Origin of the sequence: Actinoplanes sp. NPDC048967, assembly GCF_040649415.1 — a bacterium.
Lineage (GTDB): Bacteria > Actinomycetota > Actinomycetes > Mycobacteriales > Micromonosporaceae > Actinoplanes.
The window spans coordinates 87944-102929 of sequence record NZ_JBEZFL010000015.1; the positions used below are offsets into that span (position 1 = coordinate 87944).

Below are 14986 nucleotides of genomic sequence, written 5' to 3' on the forward strand. Positions count from 1 at the left end.
GCCCGCAGATCTCAGGAGCTGTGCCATGCGGATCAGAACCGCCGTCAGTGCCGCACTCGTTTCCCTCGCCGCCGTGATCACGATGGTCGTCGCCGGCCCGGACCCGGTGGCGCAGCCCGAGGCCGCGCAGTCGCTCGTGATCGTGACCGAGCCGGACGACGTGCCGGCGGCGTGGGCGGCCGGGCAGCCGACCCGGCACAGCGCGGCGAAGGCGTGGGATTGCCCGCAGGTGTAGGGCGACGTCATGGGTGACCGGGAACTGCTCGAACGGCAGGCCGCTCTGCAGGCCGAGGGGTCCGGGCTGCTGGCCCGGCTCGGCGGCCTGGGGCCGCTCGCGCCGACCGGCAGTTTCGTGTCCGGGCTGATGGTGTGGCGCGACCTCGACGTGATGCTGCTGGGCGGACCGTCGTTCGGACCGCACGACGTGCTGGGGCTGCTCGGGCGCGCGGTCGAGCTGCCCGGCCTCACCAGCTTCGCCTGCGCCGACGAACGCGGGGAACGCTCGCCCACCGGCGAGCGGCGTGACGAGCGTTTCCACCTGCCGCTGCGCGTCGGCGAGTGGCGCGTCGATCTGTCCGTCTGGCTGTACGACGACCACGCGAACGTGACGGCGTACCACCGGGACCTGGCCGCCTCGCTCACCGCCGCCCAGCGGCTCACCATCCTGCGCATCAAGGACGTCTGGCACCGGCGTCCGGAGTATCCGGACGAGGTGAGCGGTTTCGAGATCTACACCGCCGTGCTGGAGCACGGCGTCAGCACGCCGGAGGAGTTCGAGGCGTGGCTGCGGCCGGTCAACTGAGGAATTCCGTCGCGAAGCGGCGGACCTGCGCCACGTCGGTCGGATCGTCGAAGCCGACGATGAGCTCCTGGACCCCGGCGGCCTCGTAGGCGGCGATCCGCTCGCGGACCGTGTCCACCGTCCCGACGAGCCCGTACCCACCCAGGTCGCCCGGATAGGCGAACTCCATGCCGGGCGGCACGGCGGCACGGGCCTCCGCGTCGGTGTCCCGGATGATGCACACGGTCGTCGCCGTACGCAGGATGCTGTCGTAGTCCCGCCCGGCCTCGTCGCAGTGCGCGCGCAGCACCGCGTACTTGTGCGCCAGGACCGTGGGCGAATCCATCACGTTGCAGGCGTCGGCGTACTTCGCCACCAGCCGCAGGGTGACCTTCTCGCCGCCGCCGGCGATCATCAGCGGGATGTGCGGGGACTGGACCCCCTTGGGCTCGTTCACCGCGCCGCGCAGTTGGTAGTACCTGCCGTCGAAGGTCGTCTCCTTCTCCGTCCACAGCGAGAGGATGATCTGGGCTGCCTCGCCGAGCCGCCGGAGCCGGTCGCCCGCGGTGCCGAACTCGTAGCCGTACCCGATGTAGTCCGGCTCGTACCAGCCCGCGCCGATGCCCAGCGTGAGCCGGCCGCCGGAGAGAACGTCCACGGTGGACGCCATCTTGGCCTGCAGGGCCGGGTTGCGGTAGCTGTTGCCCGTGACCAGCTGCCCGACCCGGATCCGGGTGGTGTCGCGGGCCAGGCCGGTGAGCACCGACCAGGACTCGAAGAGCATCTCCGCCGACGGCGGGATCGTGGTGAGGTGGTCGGGCGCCCACAGCGTCCCGTAGCCGAGCTCGTCCGCCGCGCGGGCGATCCCGGTCAGCGTCGCGTAGGCCCGGACCGGGTCGGTGAAGCGGGCGAACTCCTGCCCGAAACCGGTGGGAAGAAAAATACTGAAAGTCAGGGCCACGGTACGACGGTCCTTCCGCTCGGATGCCGGTGCTTGCGTAGTACCGACCGGGCGCGCACCGGAAAGGAATCGCCATGGCGGCCGCCTCCGAGGCGGACTTCCCGCCGTCCCGCACGCCGGCGGCCACCACGCCCGCGGTGCGGTTCGCCGGTGGCGGCCACACGCCGCCGGGCGTTCTGCACCTGCCGGCGGGACTCGTGCGGGCGATGGAGGCCGCCGGCCCGGCGTGGCGGCTGGGTGAGCTCGCGCCGCGGCCGGCCGGCCGGTGCTGTGCTCGTCGGCACGGGCCGGCCGGCCCGGTCACGCCGGTCGACACGCATCACCACCCGCTGGTGCTGCACCGGGACTTTCCGGTCGACCGGCTGGAACACCGGCTCTTCGGGACCGAACTCGCGCTGTCCGATCACCGGACCGCCCTGGCTCGCACTGTCGTCGACTTCCTCGACCGGCAGCTCCGGGCCGGGGCGTGACCATGCCCGTGCGACCGGCCGGCCACATCGCCGTCGCAACCGTCACGAGCAGGGCCGGTATCAGGGCGTATCTGGTGAGGAGCAGGACAGCGGCGACGGCCACCGTGGCGACGGCGGCGACGGCGCGCGGTGCTCCGGTGAGGGTGCGCCAGCCGGAGACGGTGCAGCCGAGGTAGACGGCGAGGAAGAACGCGCTCGGCACGGTGACCATGGCGGAGACCGGAACCGTACCGGTGCCGAGCAGCCAGGTCGCGACGAGCTCGGCGGCCAGCATGACGGTCAGCAGCCACGGCGGGATGACCAGGCGGTCGGCCCAGCGCCGGCGGCCGGGGGCGGTGAGGGTCCGGGCCAGGGTGGCGCCGCCGGTGAAGTACGCGTTGGTCGTGCCGACGGTCAGGGCGATCGCGGCGCCCGCCGCCACGGCCGAGCCCGCGGAGCCGAAGGACAGCGACAGCAGGGCGGCCAGCGGCACCTCCGTGCCGGCGCGCGAGCCGAGCGCGGCGACGGTGACGGCGGCCAGCGACAGGTAGACGACGGTCGTCACCGCGAAGGCGATACCGATGACCTTGGGCAGCTGCCGGCGCGGATCGAGGAACCGCGCGGTGAGCGGGGCGATCGCCTCCCAGCCGACGAAGGACAACATCAGCAGAGCGGCCGCCGACCCGACGGCCGGCCAGCCGTGCGGCGCGAACGGCTGCCAGTTGCGGGCGGCCGAGCTGGGCACCGCGCCGGCGACGGCCACGACGACCACGACGACGAGCACACCGATCAGCGCGAGCTGCACCGTCGTCGAGGCCCGTACCCCGCACATGGTCACGGCGAGCACCACCACGAGCAGGCCGGCGCCGGCCAGCGCGGTGGCCTCCCGGCCGGCGCCGAGCAGGGCGGCGAGGTAACCGGCGCCCATGTGGCATACGACGGGTGCTCCGGTGATGATGCCGGCGAGGAAGCACCAGGAGGCGGCGCGACCGGCCCGCGGCCCGAGCCCGGCCCGCACGTACGTGGCGGCCCCGCCGTCCGAGGGCCGGGCCACGCCCAGGGCGGCGAAGACCACGGCGAGCAGACCGGACAGGATCAGCAGGCCGATCCACGCGAGGATCGAGGCCGGGCCGGCGGCCGCGGCGGCCAGTCCGGGCAGGACGAGCAGACCCGGGCCGAGCAGGGCACCGACGTACAGGGCCACGCCCCGGGTGACGCTGAGCTTCATGCCGCAATTTTGTTCCGTACCCGACCGCACGCGATGGCAAAGATGTCGCCGCGAAGGTCTTCCGGTGCACAATTATGTCGCTGAAACGGCGCAGCACGCCATAATGTGCGAATGCCACTGTACGACGCCACCGACCGCGCGATCCTGGAACGGCTTCAGCACGACGGACGCATCGCCAACGTCGACCTGGCCGACGCGGTGTCGCTGTCCCCGTCGGCGTGCCTGCGCCGGCTGCGGGCCCTGGAGGAGAACGGGATCATCGCCGGCTACCGGGCCGAGCTGGACCGCGCCCGGCTGGGGCTGGAGCTCACCGTGTTCGTCGAGCTGAAGGCCGAGCGGCACTCGCAGGAGACCTCCGAGCGGATCGAACGCGCCCTGACCGCCATCTCCGGCGTGGTCGCCTGCCACGTCATCTCCGGCCACTCGGACTTCCTGGTCGAGGTGGCGGTGCCGACCCTCGCCGCGTACGAGCGACTGCTGCTGGACCGCATCCTCGCCATCCCGTCCGTCATCGACGCGCGCAGCACTTTCGCCATCCGTACCGTCAAGAGCCGGGGGCCGCTGCCGCTGGACCACCTCGCGCCGCGCCGGGACGACCGCTAGACGCCCCGGCGGCGGCTGGTCACCGGGCCGGCCGGACGCCCGCATCAGGTATCCCGGTCCACTCGGTGGGCAGGGGGTGCGTGTGCAGCACGGTGTCCAGCAGGTGGTCGATCGTGTGGCGGGACAGCTCGCCGGCCACGGCCCGGGCCACCCCGTCGTAGATGTCCCCGAGGACCGGTCCGATGCCGTAGCCCACGGGGCATTCCTGGCTCGGCCGGTGCGGGTGCAGCGCGAAGACGGCGCCCGGCTCGATCACGGCGTACACGTCGGCGAGCGTGATGCCGCCGGCCGGCCGGCCCAGCGACCAGCCGCCGCCGGGGCCGAGGTCGGCGGTGACCAGGCCGGCGTCGCGCAGAGGCCCGAGTGCCCGGCGTACGGCGACCGGGTTGCTGTCCAGGCTCGCGGCGATCTGGTCGCTGGTCAGCCCGGGACGGCCGTGCCGCCGGGCCAGCGCGAGCCAGCACAGGGCGTGCACGGCCACGGTGAGACGACTGTTGCCGGCCATGGGTGGCCTCCCCCCATAATGAGTAACACACATTGTTACAGATGGGGGAACCCGTGCGGGATCAGCAGAACGCCGTGGCCGCCGACCTGGCCGGCTGCGACGTCGTGGAGATGCGCCGGTACACGCTGCGGCCGGGCACGTTCGACGAGCTCCAGGAGATGTTCCAGCGGTGGTTCGTCGACGGGCAGGAGCGGTCGGGCATGCGGCTGGGCGGGCAGTTCCGGGACCGGGACGACCCGGATCGTTTCGTATGGTTCCGCGGCTTCACATCCATGGCGCAACGCCACCAGGCGCTGGAGGACTTCTACCTCGGGCCGGTGTGGCAGGAGCATCGGGACGCCGCCAACGCCACCATGATCGACAGCGATGATGTGCTGCTGCTGCGCCCGACCTCGCCGGCCCACCGCCCGGGTCCCGCGGCTGCCGCCGGAGCGCCGGGACCGACGGCCGACCCGGCGTGGGCCATCACTCTGGCGTGGTCGCTGCCGGCCGGCTCCGATCTGGAGGCGGCGGTGACCGGCCGCGGACACGAAACGCTCGAGCGGGTGCTCGGCGTGCCGGTGGCCATGTGGCGCACCGAGCCGAGCGCCAACACGTTCCCCCGGCTGCCGGTGCGCGACGGCAACCATGTGGTCGCGCTGGCGGTTTTCGCCGGGTGGGAGCAGTGGTCGCAAGCGGAGAAGCGGCTCGGTGCGGATGCCGGGTGGCAGCGGCTCGCCGAGCGGCTTGGGGACGTCGAGCTCATGCGCCTTGAGCCGACGGCTACGTCGCGCCATCCGCGGCCGGTCCTGGCCTGAGCGGCTGCGCGGCCGATTCCGGCCCGAGCGGCAGGGCGGCCGATCACGGCCCGAGCCGCAGCGCAGTCGAACCCGGCCCGAGCGGCAGGGCGGTCGAACCCGGCCCGAGCCGCAGCGCAGCCGATCACGGCCCGCGCCCCAGGGCGGTCGAACCCGGCCCGAGCCGCAGCGCAGCCGAACCCGGCCCGAGCCGCAGCGCAGCCGAACCCGGCCCGAGCGGAAGCGATCCGGTGGAGTTGGCCGGGCAGGTCGCCGGCCGGGAAGGGCCAGGTCCGAGCGAGGTGGCGCCGGCGTCGAGCAACGCTTGCGGGCCGGCGTGTACCCGATCGGTGCTGCGTTCATGAGGTGCTCCTTTCAGGTTCACGCGAACTGGACGAGGGCGCAGCCGATGGCCAGGGCCGCCAGGCCGCCGAAACGGGTTCTGGTCAGCGCTCGCGGCGGTAGCCGGAACAGTCCGAAGTGGTCGATGACCGCCGGGGCGAGCTGCTGACCGGTGACCGCCAGAGTGACCGTTGTGGCCGCGCCGATCCGGGGAATGAGCAGCAACGTCACAGTGACGTAGACGGCGGCTGCGACGCCGCCGAGCCAGCCCCAGCGAGGCATCGCGGCGAGCGGTCGGACCCGCAATGGTGGTGTCCGGCCGGCCGCGCGGAGCAGGCCGAAGACGACGGTGATGGCCAGGGGTGGCGACGATGAAGCTGACCGTGCCGACGGCGAGTGGGAGGCGTAGGTCTGTGCGCAGGGCGGCGTTGGCCGCGCCCTGGACCGGCAAAGCCGCACCGGCGATCAGGCCCAGGACGATCCAGCCGGCGCGGTGGGGCGCGGCTGCGGGCGCGGCTCGGGGCGCAACTGCGGGCGCGGCTCGTGGCCCGGCTGCGGGCGCGGCCTGAGGCCCGACTCCGGGCGCGGCTCGTGGCCCGGCTCCGGGCGCGGCCTGAGGCCCGACTCCGGGCGCGGCTCGTGGCCCGGCTCCGGGCGCGGCCTGAGGCCCGGCTCCGGGCAGCCCGCCGACATCGTCGCCGGCCTGAGCTGGCTGGCCGAGCGCATCCTCAGGTCGGCCTGAGCATGATGACCTGAGGTTCAGGCAGCCGGTTCGCCGGCCAGGTAGACCGTCCGAGGGCGGGCCAGAGTCGTGATGTCCCGGATGGGGTCGCCGTCCACGAGCACGAGATCGGCGTCGAAGCCCGGGCGGATGCGTCCCTTGCGCTCCCCCAGGCCACAGACCTCCGCGGCGACCGACGTGGCTGCGGCCAGGGCAGCGGCCGGGTCGATGCCGGAGTCCACGTACTCGGCGATGGTGGCGGGCAGGATGCCGTGCGGTTTGGCCGGGCCGATCCCCGCGTCCGAGCCGGCCACGAGGCGCACCCCGGCCCGGTACAACCGCGCGACCCCGTCCTGCAGGCCGGCCTGGGTGAGACCGGCGCGCTCGGCCATGGCCAGCACGGCCGGCGGCACCACCACCGCGGGGTCCGAGCCCAGCGTGGCGCACACCGCGATCCTCGCCTCGGCCAGCGCTGCCGCCAGGTCGTCCTCGACCCGCGTGCCGGTTGCCGTCACGCAGGTGCAGTGCTCGATGCCGTCGACCCCGGCCCGCACCGCCTGCCGGACGGCGGAGGTGGCATGCGCGTGCGCGGTGATCGGCAAGCCGTGGTCGTGAGCTTCCCGTACGGCTACGGCCAGCTCATCGTCGGTGAACTGCGGCCGCGTGGTGTCCGTCCCCGGAGTGAACACCCCACCGCTCGCCATGATCTTCACCAGGTCGGCGCCCGCGGCCGCCCGCTCCCGGATCGCGGCACGGATCTCGGCCACGCCGCTGACCTCGCCGCCCAGCGACCAGCAGTGCCCGCCGGTCGTGGTCAGCGGGGCACCCGAGGCCACCACCGCGGGCAGCCCCGCAACCGCCGCGGCCCGCCAGGCCAGCACTGCCCCGCGACGGTCCCCCAGGTCCCGGACCGCCGTCACACCCGCGGCCAGCTGGGCCCGCAACGACCCCTCGATGACCCCGGACACTTCGGCATCCGGCCGGTCGGCCAGCCGGTCGAGCGCACCGGGACCGCTGTCCGCGCTCAGGTGGACGTGAGCATCGATCAGCCCCGGCAGCAACGTGCCGTCGGGCGCTTCGGGGGCTGTCACGCCGTCGGGCACCGCGTCCGGATCGAACCGCACCTCGGCGATCCGGCCGCTGGACACGAGCACCACCGCGCCACCGTCGTGCATCCGTTCGCCGTCGAACACCCTCGCCACCCGGACAGCAAGCATGCGAGCTCCCCCCAGACGCGCCCGGCGCGCATCGAACAGGAAGAATGCCACGCCCGGAGGGATCAGTTCGTCGGCGGCTCCCCCGGCACCGTGAACAGCGGCTGCCACGGGTCGTCCGGGTTGGTCGGGTACTCGGTCGAGGGCGCGTCACCCTTCGTGGACCACCGGGCCTGGTACGGCAGCGCGTCGAACAGCACCCGGTCCCCGCGGGCGTACACCGTCGCCGGGTCCCACTTGTCGGTCACGCCGGTCACCGCCGGGCTCGGGCGGGGCGCCTTCTCCGACGGGCCCACCGGGCCGATCACCGACCACGGGGTGGGGGTGGAACCGTTGCCCGTGGCCGACGGGTCGAAGCCCTGGTTCACCCATTTCGCCTCGTAGACGACGCCGTGCCAGACCACCTTGTAGCCGCTCACGTACTGGGCGGTGAGCCGCCACACCGGGTACGGGCTGGTCTCCGGGTCGTCGACGATCGGCGCCCGGTCCGGGATCGCCACGGAGTCGCGACCGGACGTGCCCACCGCGCTGCCGGGCAGGCCCGCGAAGACCGACGAGAAGGCCAGTGCCTCCTGGGGTACGCCGCTGCACGTGTTGGAGTGCACGACCACGTTGGTGAAGGTCCCGCGGCACGGGGCGTCGCGGTTCAGCGACCACATGGACACCCGGCCCAGCCCTTTGTCGACGGCGAACGTGGCCAGCCCGCGCGCGTCGTCGACGGTGAACCGCTCGGCGTCCACGTCGTTCTGGCCGATCATCGGGGTGGCCCCGATCCGCGACCACACCTGCGGCGACGTGAGCTGCACACCCAGCCGCAGGTACAGGTCCGAGAGCTGATGGTGGGTCGACTCCAGCGCCCGCGTGCTCAGCTCCAGCATGTCCGGCTCGGAGCCCGCCCCGGAACCGAAGTCCATGGTCATCACGTTGACGCCGCGCAGCGAGACGCCGCCCTCCAGCGTCGCGCGTACCGCACCCAGTCCGTCGGCGGTCAGGCCGTCCGGCGCCACCGGCAGGGTCAGCCACACCGCCAGCGGCTTGCCCGCCGAGGCCCGTTCAGCCTGCAACGTCGCCAGGGCGAGCGCACGCCGCCGCAAGGACGCCTGGTCCGCTACCGCCGTACCCTCGATGTCCAGGTCCAGGGTCTGCACGTCGTAGCGACGCACCAGCTGCCGGTAGGCAGCGGTCAGCCGGGCCTGGTCGGTGCAGGCCACCGCGAGCTCGGTGTTGGTCAGGCCGCCCACGCTGAGCAGGATGTTGCCGCCGGCCGAGCGCAGCTGGCTGATCCGGCGGTCCAGCTCCAGCGAGGCCGCCGCCTCGTCCGGGGTGTAGGCGCCGCCCCAGCTGGGCGCGCAGCCGTCCTCGGGGTCGGCCACCACGAAGGCCAGGGCCACGTCGTTGGCCGGGTTGGCCGCCGGATCCTGGAACTCGAACGTCGGGGTCAGGGTGACGTCAACATAAGGTACGGCCCACGACTTGGCGGTCGGGCCGGCCGCGTCGCGCAGGTGCAGCACCGCGACCGTGCCGCCGGCCCCCAGCCCGGCCAGCACCAGCACCAGGAAGCTGAGCCGCAGCCAGGACAGGCGCTCGGCCGGAGCCTCCGGTTCCTGCCAGTACGGGTCGGCGAGCGGGTCGTCCTCCGGCCGCACGGACAGCGGGACGGCGCGGTCGGTGAGCATGGGCGGCCTCTCGATCGTGGGGCGTCGGGGCGGACCCCTCCAGCTCTCGGATCGGCAGATTCCCCGGCGACTGAAGGCCGGGGCGGGCAAAACCTTTAAGAACGGCTCCCGGAACGCCGATGGGAGGTCGAACGGGCGCGACAGGTCCGCCGATGGCCGGTGCCGTACGACAGTGAAGGGCGACCTGATGCAGCGCAACCCGGTGGACCAGCGCCGTCCGGACGCCCCGCGCCAGTGGGGTGCCGACCGGCGGTCGGCGCCGCACCCGCTGGTGCCACCGGCGATCTCCGAGGGCCGCATCGCCCGGGGCCGGCTCGCGATCGTGCTGACCATCACCGTCTGGGCCTGCTACCTCATCGGTACGGTGATCCAGCAGTTCATCGCCGGACGGGCGAGCACCGCGCGGCTGGCCATCGAGGCGATCGTCTACATGATCGTGGTGACCGGGCTGGCCGCCTCCGCGACGGCGTACCTGATCACCCGGATCGGCTACTTCTACCGCACCCGGGCCCACCACCGGGCGCCGCGCATCGTCCTGGACAACTTCCTGCAGGGCACGACGCCGTCGGTGACGGTCATCGTGCCCTCGTACCAGGAGGACGAGCGGGTCATCCGCACCACGCTGCTCTCCGCCGCGCTGCAGGAGTATCCCGGCCTGCGGGTCGTGCTGCTCATCGACGACCCGCAGCAGCCCCGGACCCGCGCGGCCCGCGATCTGCTGCTGGCCGCCCGCGCGCTGCCGGGCGCGCTGGAGGCCGAGCTCAGCGTCCCGTACGGCCGGGTGCAGACGGCGTACGAGCGGTTCGAGGAAGCCCTCGCCGAGCGTGACGAGCGCGCCGCGACGACCGAGGACATGCGTGACCTGGCCGCCGAGTACCGGTTCGCCGCCGGCTGGCTCATCGGGCTGGGCCGGCGGCAGGAGATGGTCGACCACACCGACGTGTTCTTCGTCGAGCACATCCTCAACGCGCTGGCCGAGGATCTCGGCACGATCGCCGAGGCCCTGGGCTCCGGCGCCGACGAGGAGGCGGCCCTGCCGGTGGAACGGCTGACCCAGCTGTACCGGCGGCTGCTGGCCGTCTTCGACGCGTCGGTGACGAGCTTCGAGCGCAAGCGGTACGTCTCGCTGTCGAGCGAGGCGAACAAGGCGATGAACCTCAACAGCTACATCGGGTTGATGGGCGGCGGCTACCAGGAGGTCAGCACGCCGCTCGGGGTGGCGCTGGTGCCGGCCGGGCCGGGGCAGGCCGAGCTGATCGTGCCCGACCCGGACTACGTGCTGACCCTGGACGCCGACAGCGTGCTGCTCCCGGAATACTGCCTGCGGCTGGTGCACCTGATGGAGCAGGGCGCGCACGAGCGGGACGCGGTGGCGCAGACGCCGTACAGCGCCTTTCCGGGCTCGGCGACGCGGATCGAGCGCATGTCCGGTGCCACCACCGACATCCAGCACATCGTGCACCAGGGCATGACGCACTACGACGCGACGTTCTGGGTGGGCGCCAACGCGGTGCTGCGCAAGAAGGCACTGGACGACATCCGGGAGGTCGCCTACGAGGGCGACTGGGAGATCAGCCGCTACATCCAGGACCGGACGGTCATCGAGGACACCGAGTCGACGATCGACCTCGGGGTGCACGGCTGGACGCTCTACAACTACCCGGAACGGATGGCGTACAGCGCCACGCCGCCGGACTTCGGGTCACTGTGCATCCAGCGCCAGCGCTGGGCCAACGGTGGCCTGTTGATTCTGTCCCGCCTCAAGGACCAGTTCCGGGCGCGGGCGGCGCGGGGCCAGAAGAACCGCTTCGGTGAGCTTTTCCTGAGGGTGAACTACATGGCCTCCATCTTCTGGAGCTCCGTGTGCCTGGTGGTCATGCTGGCGTACCCGTTCAACGCCGATCTGCTCAACCCGATCCTGCTGCTGGTGTCGGTGCCGTACTTCCTGATGATGAGCGCGGACCTGAAAGCCTGTGGTTACAAGCGGCTGGACGTGCTGCGGGTCTACGGCTTCAACCTGATCCTGTTGCCGGTCAACCTCTCCGGCAGCTTCGCCTCGATCCTGCAACTGCTGACCGGGGAGAAGAGCGCCTTCAAACGTACGCCGAAAGTGCGCAACCGGACGACCGCAGCGACCACGTACCTGATCGCGCCGCTGGCCCTGATCGCCCTGTGCGCGTGGACCGCTGTCCGTGACGTGCAGCTGCACCAGTGGGACAACCTGGTCTTCGCCGGGCTCAACCTGGTGCTGGCCACGTACGCGATGGTGGCGTTCGTCGGGGTCGGCAACACCGTCGTGGACCTGGTCACGCATCTGCGCAACTGGCTGTACCGACCGGTGCAGCCCAAGCGTTCCCGCGGTACCGGCCAGCAGCCGACGCCGGCCACCCACTCGGAGGGTCGCGCGATGGCGGCGACCGGCGCGATCGGTGATTGGGCCTCGGTGCTGCACTACCGTTCCGACAAGGGCTCGTCGGGCCTGGTGGCGGTCCGGTCGGCGCAGGCGCCGGTCGGGGGCCGGTCCCGGCGTGGGCCGCAGGACCCACAGCCGCGGTCGAACTCGTTCGAGGAGTTCACGTTCTTCACGGTCTTCCAGCCGATCTTCGAGCTGAAGTCGCAGACGGTGGTGGGATACGAGGCTCTCACCCGGTTCGCCGACGGCACGCGGCCGGAGAGCGGCCTGGCGGCGGCGCAGGCACAGGGTGTGCACATCGACCTGGACGCGGCACTGATCCGGGCGGCGTTGGCCTCGGCGAACGCCCTGCCGGAGGACACGTGGCTGGCGGTCAACGTCTCCGGTGATCTGCTGCGGCGGCCTCGGGAGTTGGAGCCGTTGCTGGCCGAGAGTGCGCGGCCGCTGATCCTGGAGATCTCCGACGCCGAGAGTGCTGATCTGGACAACCTGCCTGCCGGGGTGCGGATCGCGGTCGATGATGCCGGGGCGGGCTACGACACTCTGGCGCGGATGGAGTCGTTGAAGCCGGCCTTCCTCAAGTTGGGTCGAGCATCCTTGGCCGGGGTCGAGGCCGAGGGGGCACGCCGTGCCTCGATCCGGTCCTTGGTGGAATTCGCCGGCGAGCACAATTGCACGGTCATCGCTGAGGGGATCGAGTCGGCTCAGCAGCGGGACGCGTTGGTGGAGTGCGGGGTTCCGCTCGGACAGGGGTTCTATCTGGGGCGGCCTGTTCCGGTGGAGCGGGCGCTCGCCGACGCGGCCAGCCGCTGATCGTGTGAACGGTCAGCTCTGCGCCGCCACGCCCCGCCTGTGGCGCCGCTTGGCGAGATACGGCAGCGCGAACAGGTACAGGCCGGAGAACAGCAGCAGTGCGAGCGGGAGCAGCGGCACGTAGGACACCCACACCACCGGGTCCTCCTGCGCGAGGGCGATGAAAGTGACGATGACCGTCACCGTGAAGGCGATGGCGAGCCAGCGGTGGAACTGCCGGATCCACTTGTTCATGGGGACCTCCTCCTGAAGTGGCTGACCCCAACCTGCGGCGGGCCGCCGCGACGGGATCTCACGGCGGTCACGCTATTTGCGGTGCGATGGCGGCCGCTTCTCGATTCCTGACCGGTTCCGGCGCGGACAACCCACGCCGGGCGCTGAGCAACCGGCGTGGGTTCACCTGATCAGGCTGACCGCAGGACGATGTTGCCGAACTGCGAGGTCTCCTGGTCCACCCCGATGACGCCGCGCCGGTCGATGCCGATGACGGTGATCGCGATGTCGCTGGCCGGCTCGGGGAACAGAGTGGTCTGTCCCTTGCGCCAGCGGAACGGCACCGCGGCGCCCTGCGGGTCCGCCCTGGTGTAGCCCGTGACGTCGCCGCGCTCGTTGATGTCCAAGGCCGCGCCCACGTGCCCGGGCAGGCCGATGTCGAGCATCCGGCCGGCCCGCCAGACAACCGGCCGCGAGTCATGGGCGTCGAAGCTGGCGGCGCCGGTGACCATCCCGGCCTCATTGAGGTCCGCGACCCGGCCGGCGGTGGCGCCCGTGCCGGTGAGCAGGTCCGTCATCCGGCCGCGCTGCCAGAGGAACGGGTGGTCGCCGGCCGACCCGGCGACCGCACTGGTGCCGGCGACCTGACCTCGGTCGTTGATCGCCGTCGGCGTACTGCTCTCTCCGCCCAGGGTGCCCAGCTCGGTCATCCGGCCCCGCTGCCACAGCACCGCCCGCTCGGTGGCGGCGCCGGGCGTGGTGAGGACACCGATGACCTGACCCCGGTTGTTGATCCCGACGGCCCGGCTGTCCATTCCCCTGGGAGTCGTCAGCATCGTCATCCGCCCACGCGTCCACACGAAGGCACGGGAGGCATCGTTGCTGTCGGTCACGGTGCCGGCGACCTGGTCGCGCTCGTTGATGAAGGTCGCCCCGAACGAGGCCTCGGCGGGCCGCTTCAGATAGCTGACGGACCGGCCGCGCCACAGGAACAGTCCGCCCTCGACGCCCCCGACGATGTGCCGTCTCTCGTTGATGTCGCCGGCCGTGGCGCCCTTGACGGGCAGGGCGGTGGGGGTACGCCGGCCCTGCCACCACACCACGGCCCGATAGTTGTCGGCGGCGTCGACGCTGGCGCCGATGATGTCGCCACGCTCGTTCATGGCTCTGGCGAACGACCCCTGGCCACCCAGCGAACGCAGTTGGACCAGCCGTCCGGTGCCGGCGGCGGGTGGCGCGGACGCGGTCGCCATGGACGGGACCGCGGCGGCAGTCAGCGCCACTGTGCCGGCGGTCAGGATGAGACTCATTCTTCGGATCGGGTACAAGGTGTCGGCTCCTCGGTCGATGGCCATGTCACCTTGTTCGTCACCGGCGGCGGCGGTTTCGTTCACGGAACGCTCTGTCGCCTCGCCGACTCGCCGGAACGGCCTCCGGGGCGGTCCAGCCCCGCCGATCAGAGGTCGTAGCCGCCGGAGACCTCGATGTTCTGCGCCGTGATCCAGCGGCCCTCCTCGCCGAGCAGGGTGGCGATCACCATGGCGACGTCGTCGGGCTCGCCGATGCGTCCGAGGGCGGTCTTGGCCGCGAGAGCCGGGATGACCTCGGGGTACGCCTCGAAGGCGGCGACGCCGGAGGAGTCGGAGAGCCGGGTCCGCGTCGGGCCGGGCGAGACGGCGTTGACCCGGATGCCCCGCGGCGCGAATTCCTTGGCCAGGTAACGGGTCAGCACGTTCAGGCCGCCCTTCATCGTGGCGTACGCGGAGAAGCCGGCATCCACCAGTCCGGTCGGCAGCGCGGAGTTGCTGCTCACGTTGACGACAGCTCCGCCGTCGGTCAGCAGCGGCAGCAAGGTCTGGGTCATGAAGTACGGGCCCTTCAGCAGCACCCGCATGAACTTGTCGAACAGTTCCTCGGTGGTGTCCTCGAACATGGACATCCCGCCGAACCCGGCGTTGTTGACCAGGTAGTCGACCGTGTCCCGCTGCCAGGTGTCGCGCAGGGCCGTCACGACCTGCTCGCGGAACGCCGGGAACGTCTCACTGCGGCCGATGTCGAGCCGCAGGGCGACGGCGGTGCCGCCCTCCTTCTCGACGGCGGCGACCGTGTCCCGCGCGCCGGCCCCGTTGCCGCTGTAGGTGAGGATGACGTCCGTCCCCCGCTTGGCCAGCTGGACCGCTGTGCTCTGCCCGATGCCCGAGCTGGCACCGATGACGATGGCGACCTTCATGCCGTTTTCACCTGTTCATTCGTGGAGCCTTGTTCGACTCGCTGCGATCTCGATGAATCCA

The 14986-nt window shown here is 72.0% G+C and carries 14 protein-coding genes; 5 read left to right on the top strand and 9 right to left on the bottom strand.

Features of this window, described 5'->3' with window-relative positions:
- The first annotated feature begins 25 nt into the window (after positions 1–25).
- On the top strand, positions 26–235 hold the full coding sequence (locus AB0C12_RS41740; RefSeq protein ID WP_360556516.1) for a hypothetical protein: 210 nt from the start codon (positions 26–28) through the stop codon (positions 233–235).
- A gap of 9 nt (positions 236–244) precedes the next feature.
- Positions 245–802, top strand: coding sequence for a hypothetical protein (locus AB0C12_RS41745; protein WP_360556518.1), 558 nt, complete (start codon positions 245–247; stop codon positions 800–802).
- Here the strand turns inward: AB0C12_RS41745 and AB0C12_RS41750 are convergent.
- Both AB0C12_RS41750 and AB0C12_RS41755 read right to left on the bottom strand, forming a co-directional pair.
- Positions 795–1742 (bottom strand): LLM class F420-dependent oxidoreductase, encoded by a 948-nt coding sequence (locus tag AB0C12_RS41750; protein WP_360556520.1) that lies wholly within the window; start codon positions 1740–1742, stop codon positions 795–797. The two genes, AB0C12_RS41745 and AB0C12_RS41750, sit on opposite strands and share 8 nt — an antisense overlap.
- 300 nt (positions 1743–2042) lie before the next feature.
- Positions 2043–3419, bottom strand: coding sequence for an amino acid permease (locus AB0C12_RS41755; protein ID WP_360556521.1), 1377 nt, complete (start codon positions 3417–3419; stop codon positions 2043–2045).
- A 111-nt stretch (positions 3420–3530) separates the two neighbouring features.
- Between AB0C12_RS41755 and AB0C12_RS41760 the strand changes: the two genes are divergently transcribed.
- Entirely contained in the window at positions 3531–4022 is a 492-nt protein-coding gene (locus AB0C12_RS41760; RefSeq protein WP_360556522.1) for an Lrp/AsnC family transcriptional regulator, read from the top strand.
- Between the two features lie 19 nt (positions 4023–4041).
- Here the strand turns inward: AB0C12_RS41760 and AB0C12_RS41765 are convergent, their stop codons facing one another.
- Positions 4042–4527 carry an Rrf2 family transcriptional regulator gene (locus tag AB0C12_RS41765; protein WP_360556523.1) on the bottom strand — a complete coding sequence of 162 codons (486 nt, stop codon included), beginning with the start codon at positions 4525–4527 and terminating at the stop codon, positions 4042–4044.
- A gap of 41 nt (positions 4528–4568) precedes the next feature.
- Here AB0C12_RS41765 and AB0C12_RS41770 point away from each other — a divergent pair, with 41 nt between their 5' ends.
- A complete protein-coding gene (locus AB0C12_RS41770; RefSeq protein WP_360556524.1) occupies positions 4569–5324 on the top strand; it encodes an NIPSNAP family protein in 756 nt (251 codons plus the stop codon).
- A gap of 360 nt (positions 5325–5684) precedes the next feature.
- On the opposite strand, the gene AB0C12_RS41775 is transcribed toward AB0C12_RS41770, so the two are convergent.
- The 3 genes from AB0C12_RS41775 to AB0C12_RS41785 form a co-directional block, all read right to left on the bottom strand.
- Complete coding sequence (locus AB0C12_RS41775; protein ID WP_360556526.1) at positions 5685–6104, bottom strand: DMT family transporter; 420 nt, start codon at positions 6102–6104, stop codon at positions 5685–5687.
- Positions 6105–6404: 300 nt separating this feature from the next.
- Positions 6405–7583, bottom strand: coding sequence for an amidohydrolase family protein (locus AB0C12_RS41780; RefSeq protein ID WP_360556528.1), 1179 nt, complete (start codon positions 7581–7583; stop codon positions 6405–6407).
- Between the two features lie 62 nt (positions 7584–7645).
- Entirely contained in the window at positions 7646–9256 is a 1611-nt protein-coding gene (locus AB0C12_RS41785) for a chitinase (RefSeq protein ID WP_360556529.1), read from the bottom strand.
- A 172-nt stretch (positions 9257–9428) separates the two neighbouring features.
- On the opposite strand from AB0C12_RS41785, the gene AB0C12_RS41790 reads away from it, so the two are divergent.
- Positions 9429–12482: an EAL domain-containing protein gene (locus AB0C12_RS41790; RefSeq protein WP_360556530.1), complete on the top strand. Its 3054-nt coding sequence runs from the start codon at positions 9429–9431 to the stop codon at positions 12480–12482.
- A 12-nt stretch (positions 12483–12494) separates the two neighbouring features.
- On the opposite strand, the gene AB0C12_RS41795 is transcribed toward AB0C12_RS41790, so the two are convergent.
- The 3 genes from AB0C12_RS41795 to AB0C12_RS41805 all read right to left on the bottom strand — a co-directional run bounded on the left by AB0C12_RS41795 (position 12495) and on the right by AB0C12_RS41805 (position 14925).
- Complete coding sequence (locus tag AB0C12_RS41795; protein WP_360556531.1) at positions 12495–12716, bottom strand: hypothetical protein; 222 nt, start codon at positions 12714–12716, stop codon at positions 12495–12497.
- 170 nt (positions 12717–12886) lie between these two features.
- Complete coding sequence (locus AB0C12_RS41800; RefSeq protein WP_360556533.1) at positions 12887–14005, bottom strand: hypothetical protein; 1119 nt, start codon at positions 14003–14005, stop codon at positions 12887–12889.
- Between the two features lie 146 nt (positions 14006–14151).
- The gene (locus tag AB0C12_RS41805) at positions 14152–14925 is read right to left on the bottom strand and encodes an SDR family oxidoreductase (RefSeq protein ID WP_360556535.1); all 774 of its coding nucleotides are present in this window, start codon (positions 14923–14925) and stop codon (positions 14152–14154) included.
- Between the last annotated feature and the right edge of the window lie 61 nt (positions 14926–14986).

Coding starts and splice junctions, on each gene's coding strand:
- AB0C12_RS41745 (WP_360556518.1), top strand. CDS start 245: ATGGGTGACCGGGAACTGCTCGAACGGCAGGCCGCTCTGCAGGCCGAG.
- AB0C12_RS41770 (WP_360556524.1), top strand. CDS start 4,569: ATGGGGGAACCCGTGCGGGATCAGCAGAACGCCGTGGCCGCCGACCTG.
- AB0C12_RS41795 (WP_360556531.1), bottom strand. CDS start 12,716: ATGAACAAGTGGATCCGGCAGTTCCACCGCTGGCTCGCCATCGCCTTC.
- AB0C12_RS41785 (WP_360556529.1), bottom strand. CDS start 9,256: ATGCTCACCGACCGCGCCGTCCCGCTGTCCGTGCGGCCGGAGGACGAC.
- AB0C12_RS41740 (WP_360556516.1), top strand. CDS start 26: ATGCGGATCAGAACCGCCGTCAGTGCCGCACTCGTTTCCCTCGCCGCC.
- AB0C12_RS41755 (WP_360556521.1), bottom strand. CDS start 3,419: ATGAAGCTCAGCGTCACCCGGGGCGTGGCCCTGTACGTCGGTGCCCTG.
- AB0C12_RS41765 (WP_360556523.1), bottom strand. CDS start 4,527: ATGGCCGGCAACAGTCGTCTCACCGTGGCCGTGCACGCCCTGTGCTGG.
- AB0C12_RS41800 (WP_360556533.1), bottom strand. CDS start 14,005: ATGAGTCTCATCCTGACCGCCGGCACAGTGGCGCTGACTGCCGCCGCG.
- AB0C12_RS41760 (WP_360556522.1), top strand. CDS start 3,531: ATGCCACTGTACGACGCCACCGACCGCGCGATCCTGGAACGGCTTCAG.
- AB0C12_RS41780 (WP_360556528.1), bottom strand. CDS start 7,583: ATGCTTGCTGTCCGGGTGGCGAGGGTGTTCGACGGCGAACGGATGCAC.
- AB0C12_RS41805 (WP_360556535.1), bottom strand. CDS start 14,925: ATGAAGGTCGCCATCGTCATCGGTGCCAGCTCGGGCATCGGGCAGAGC.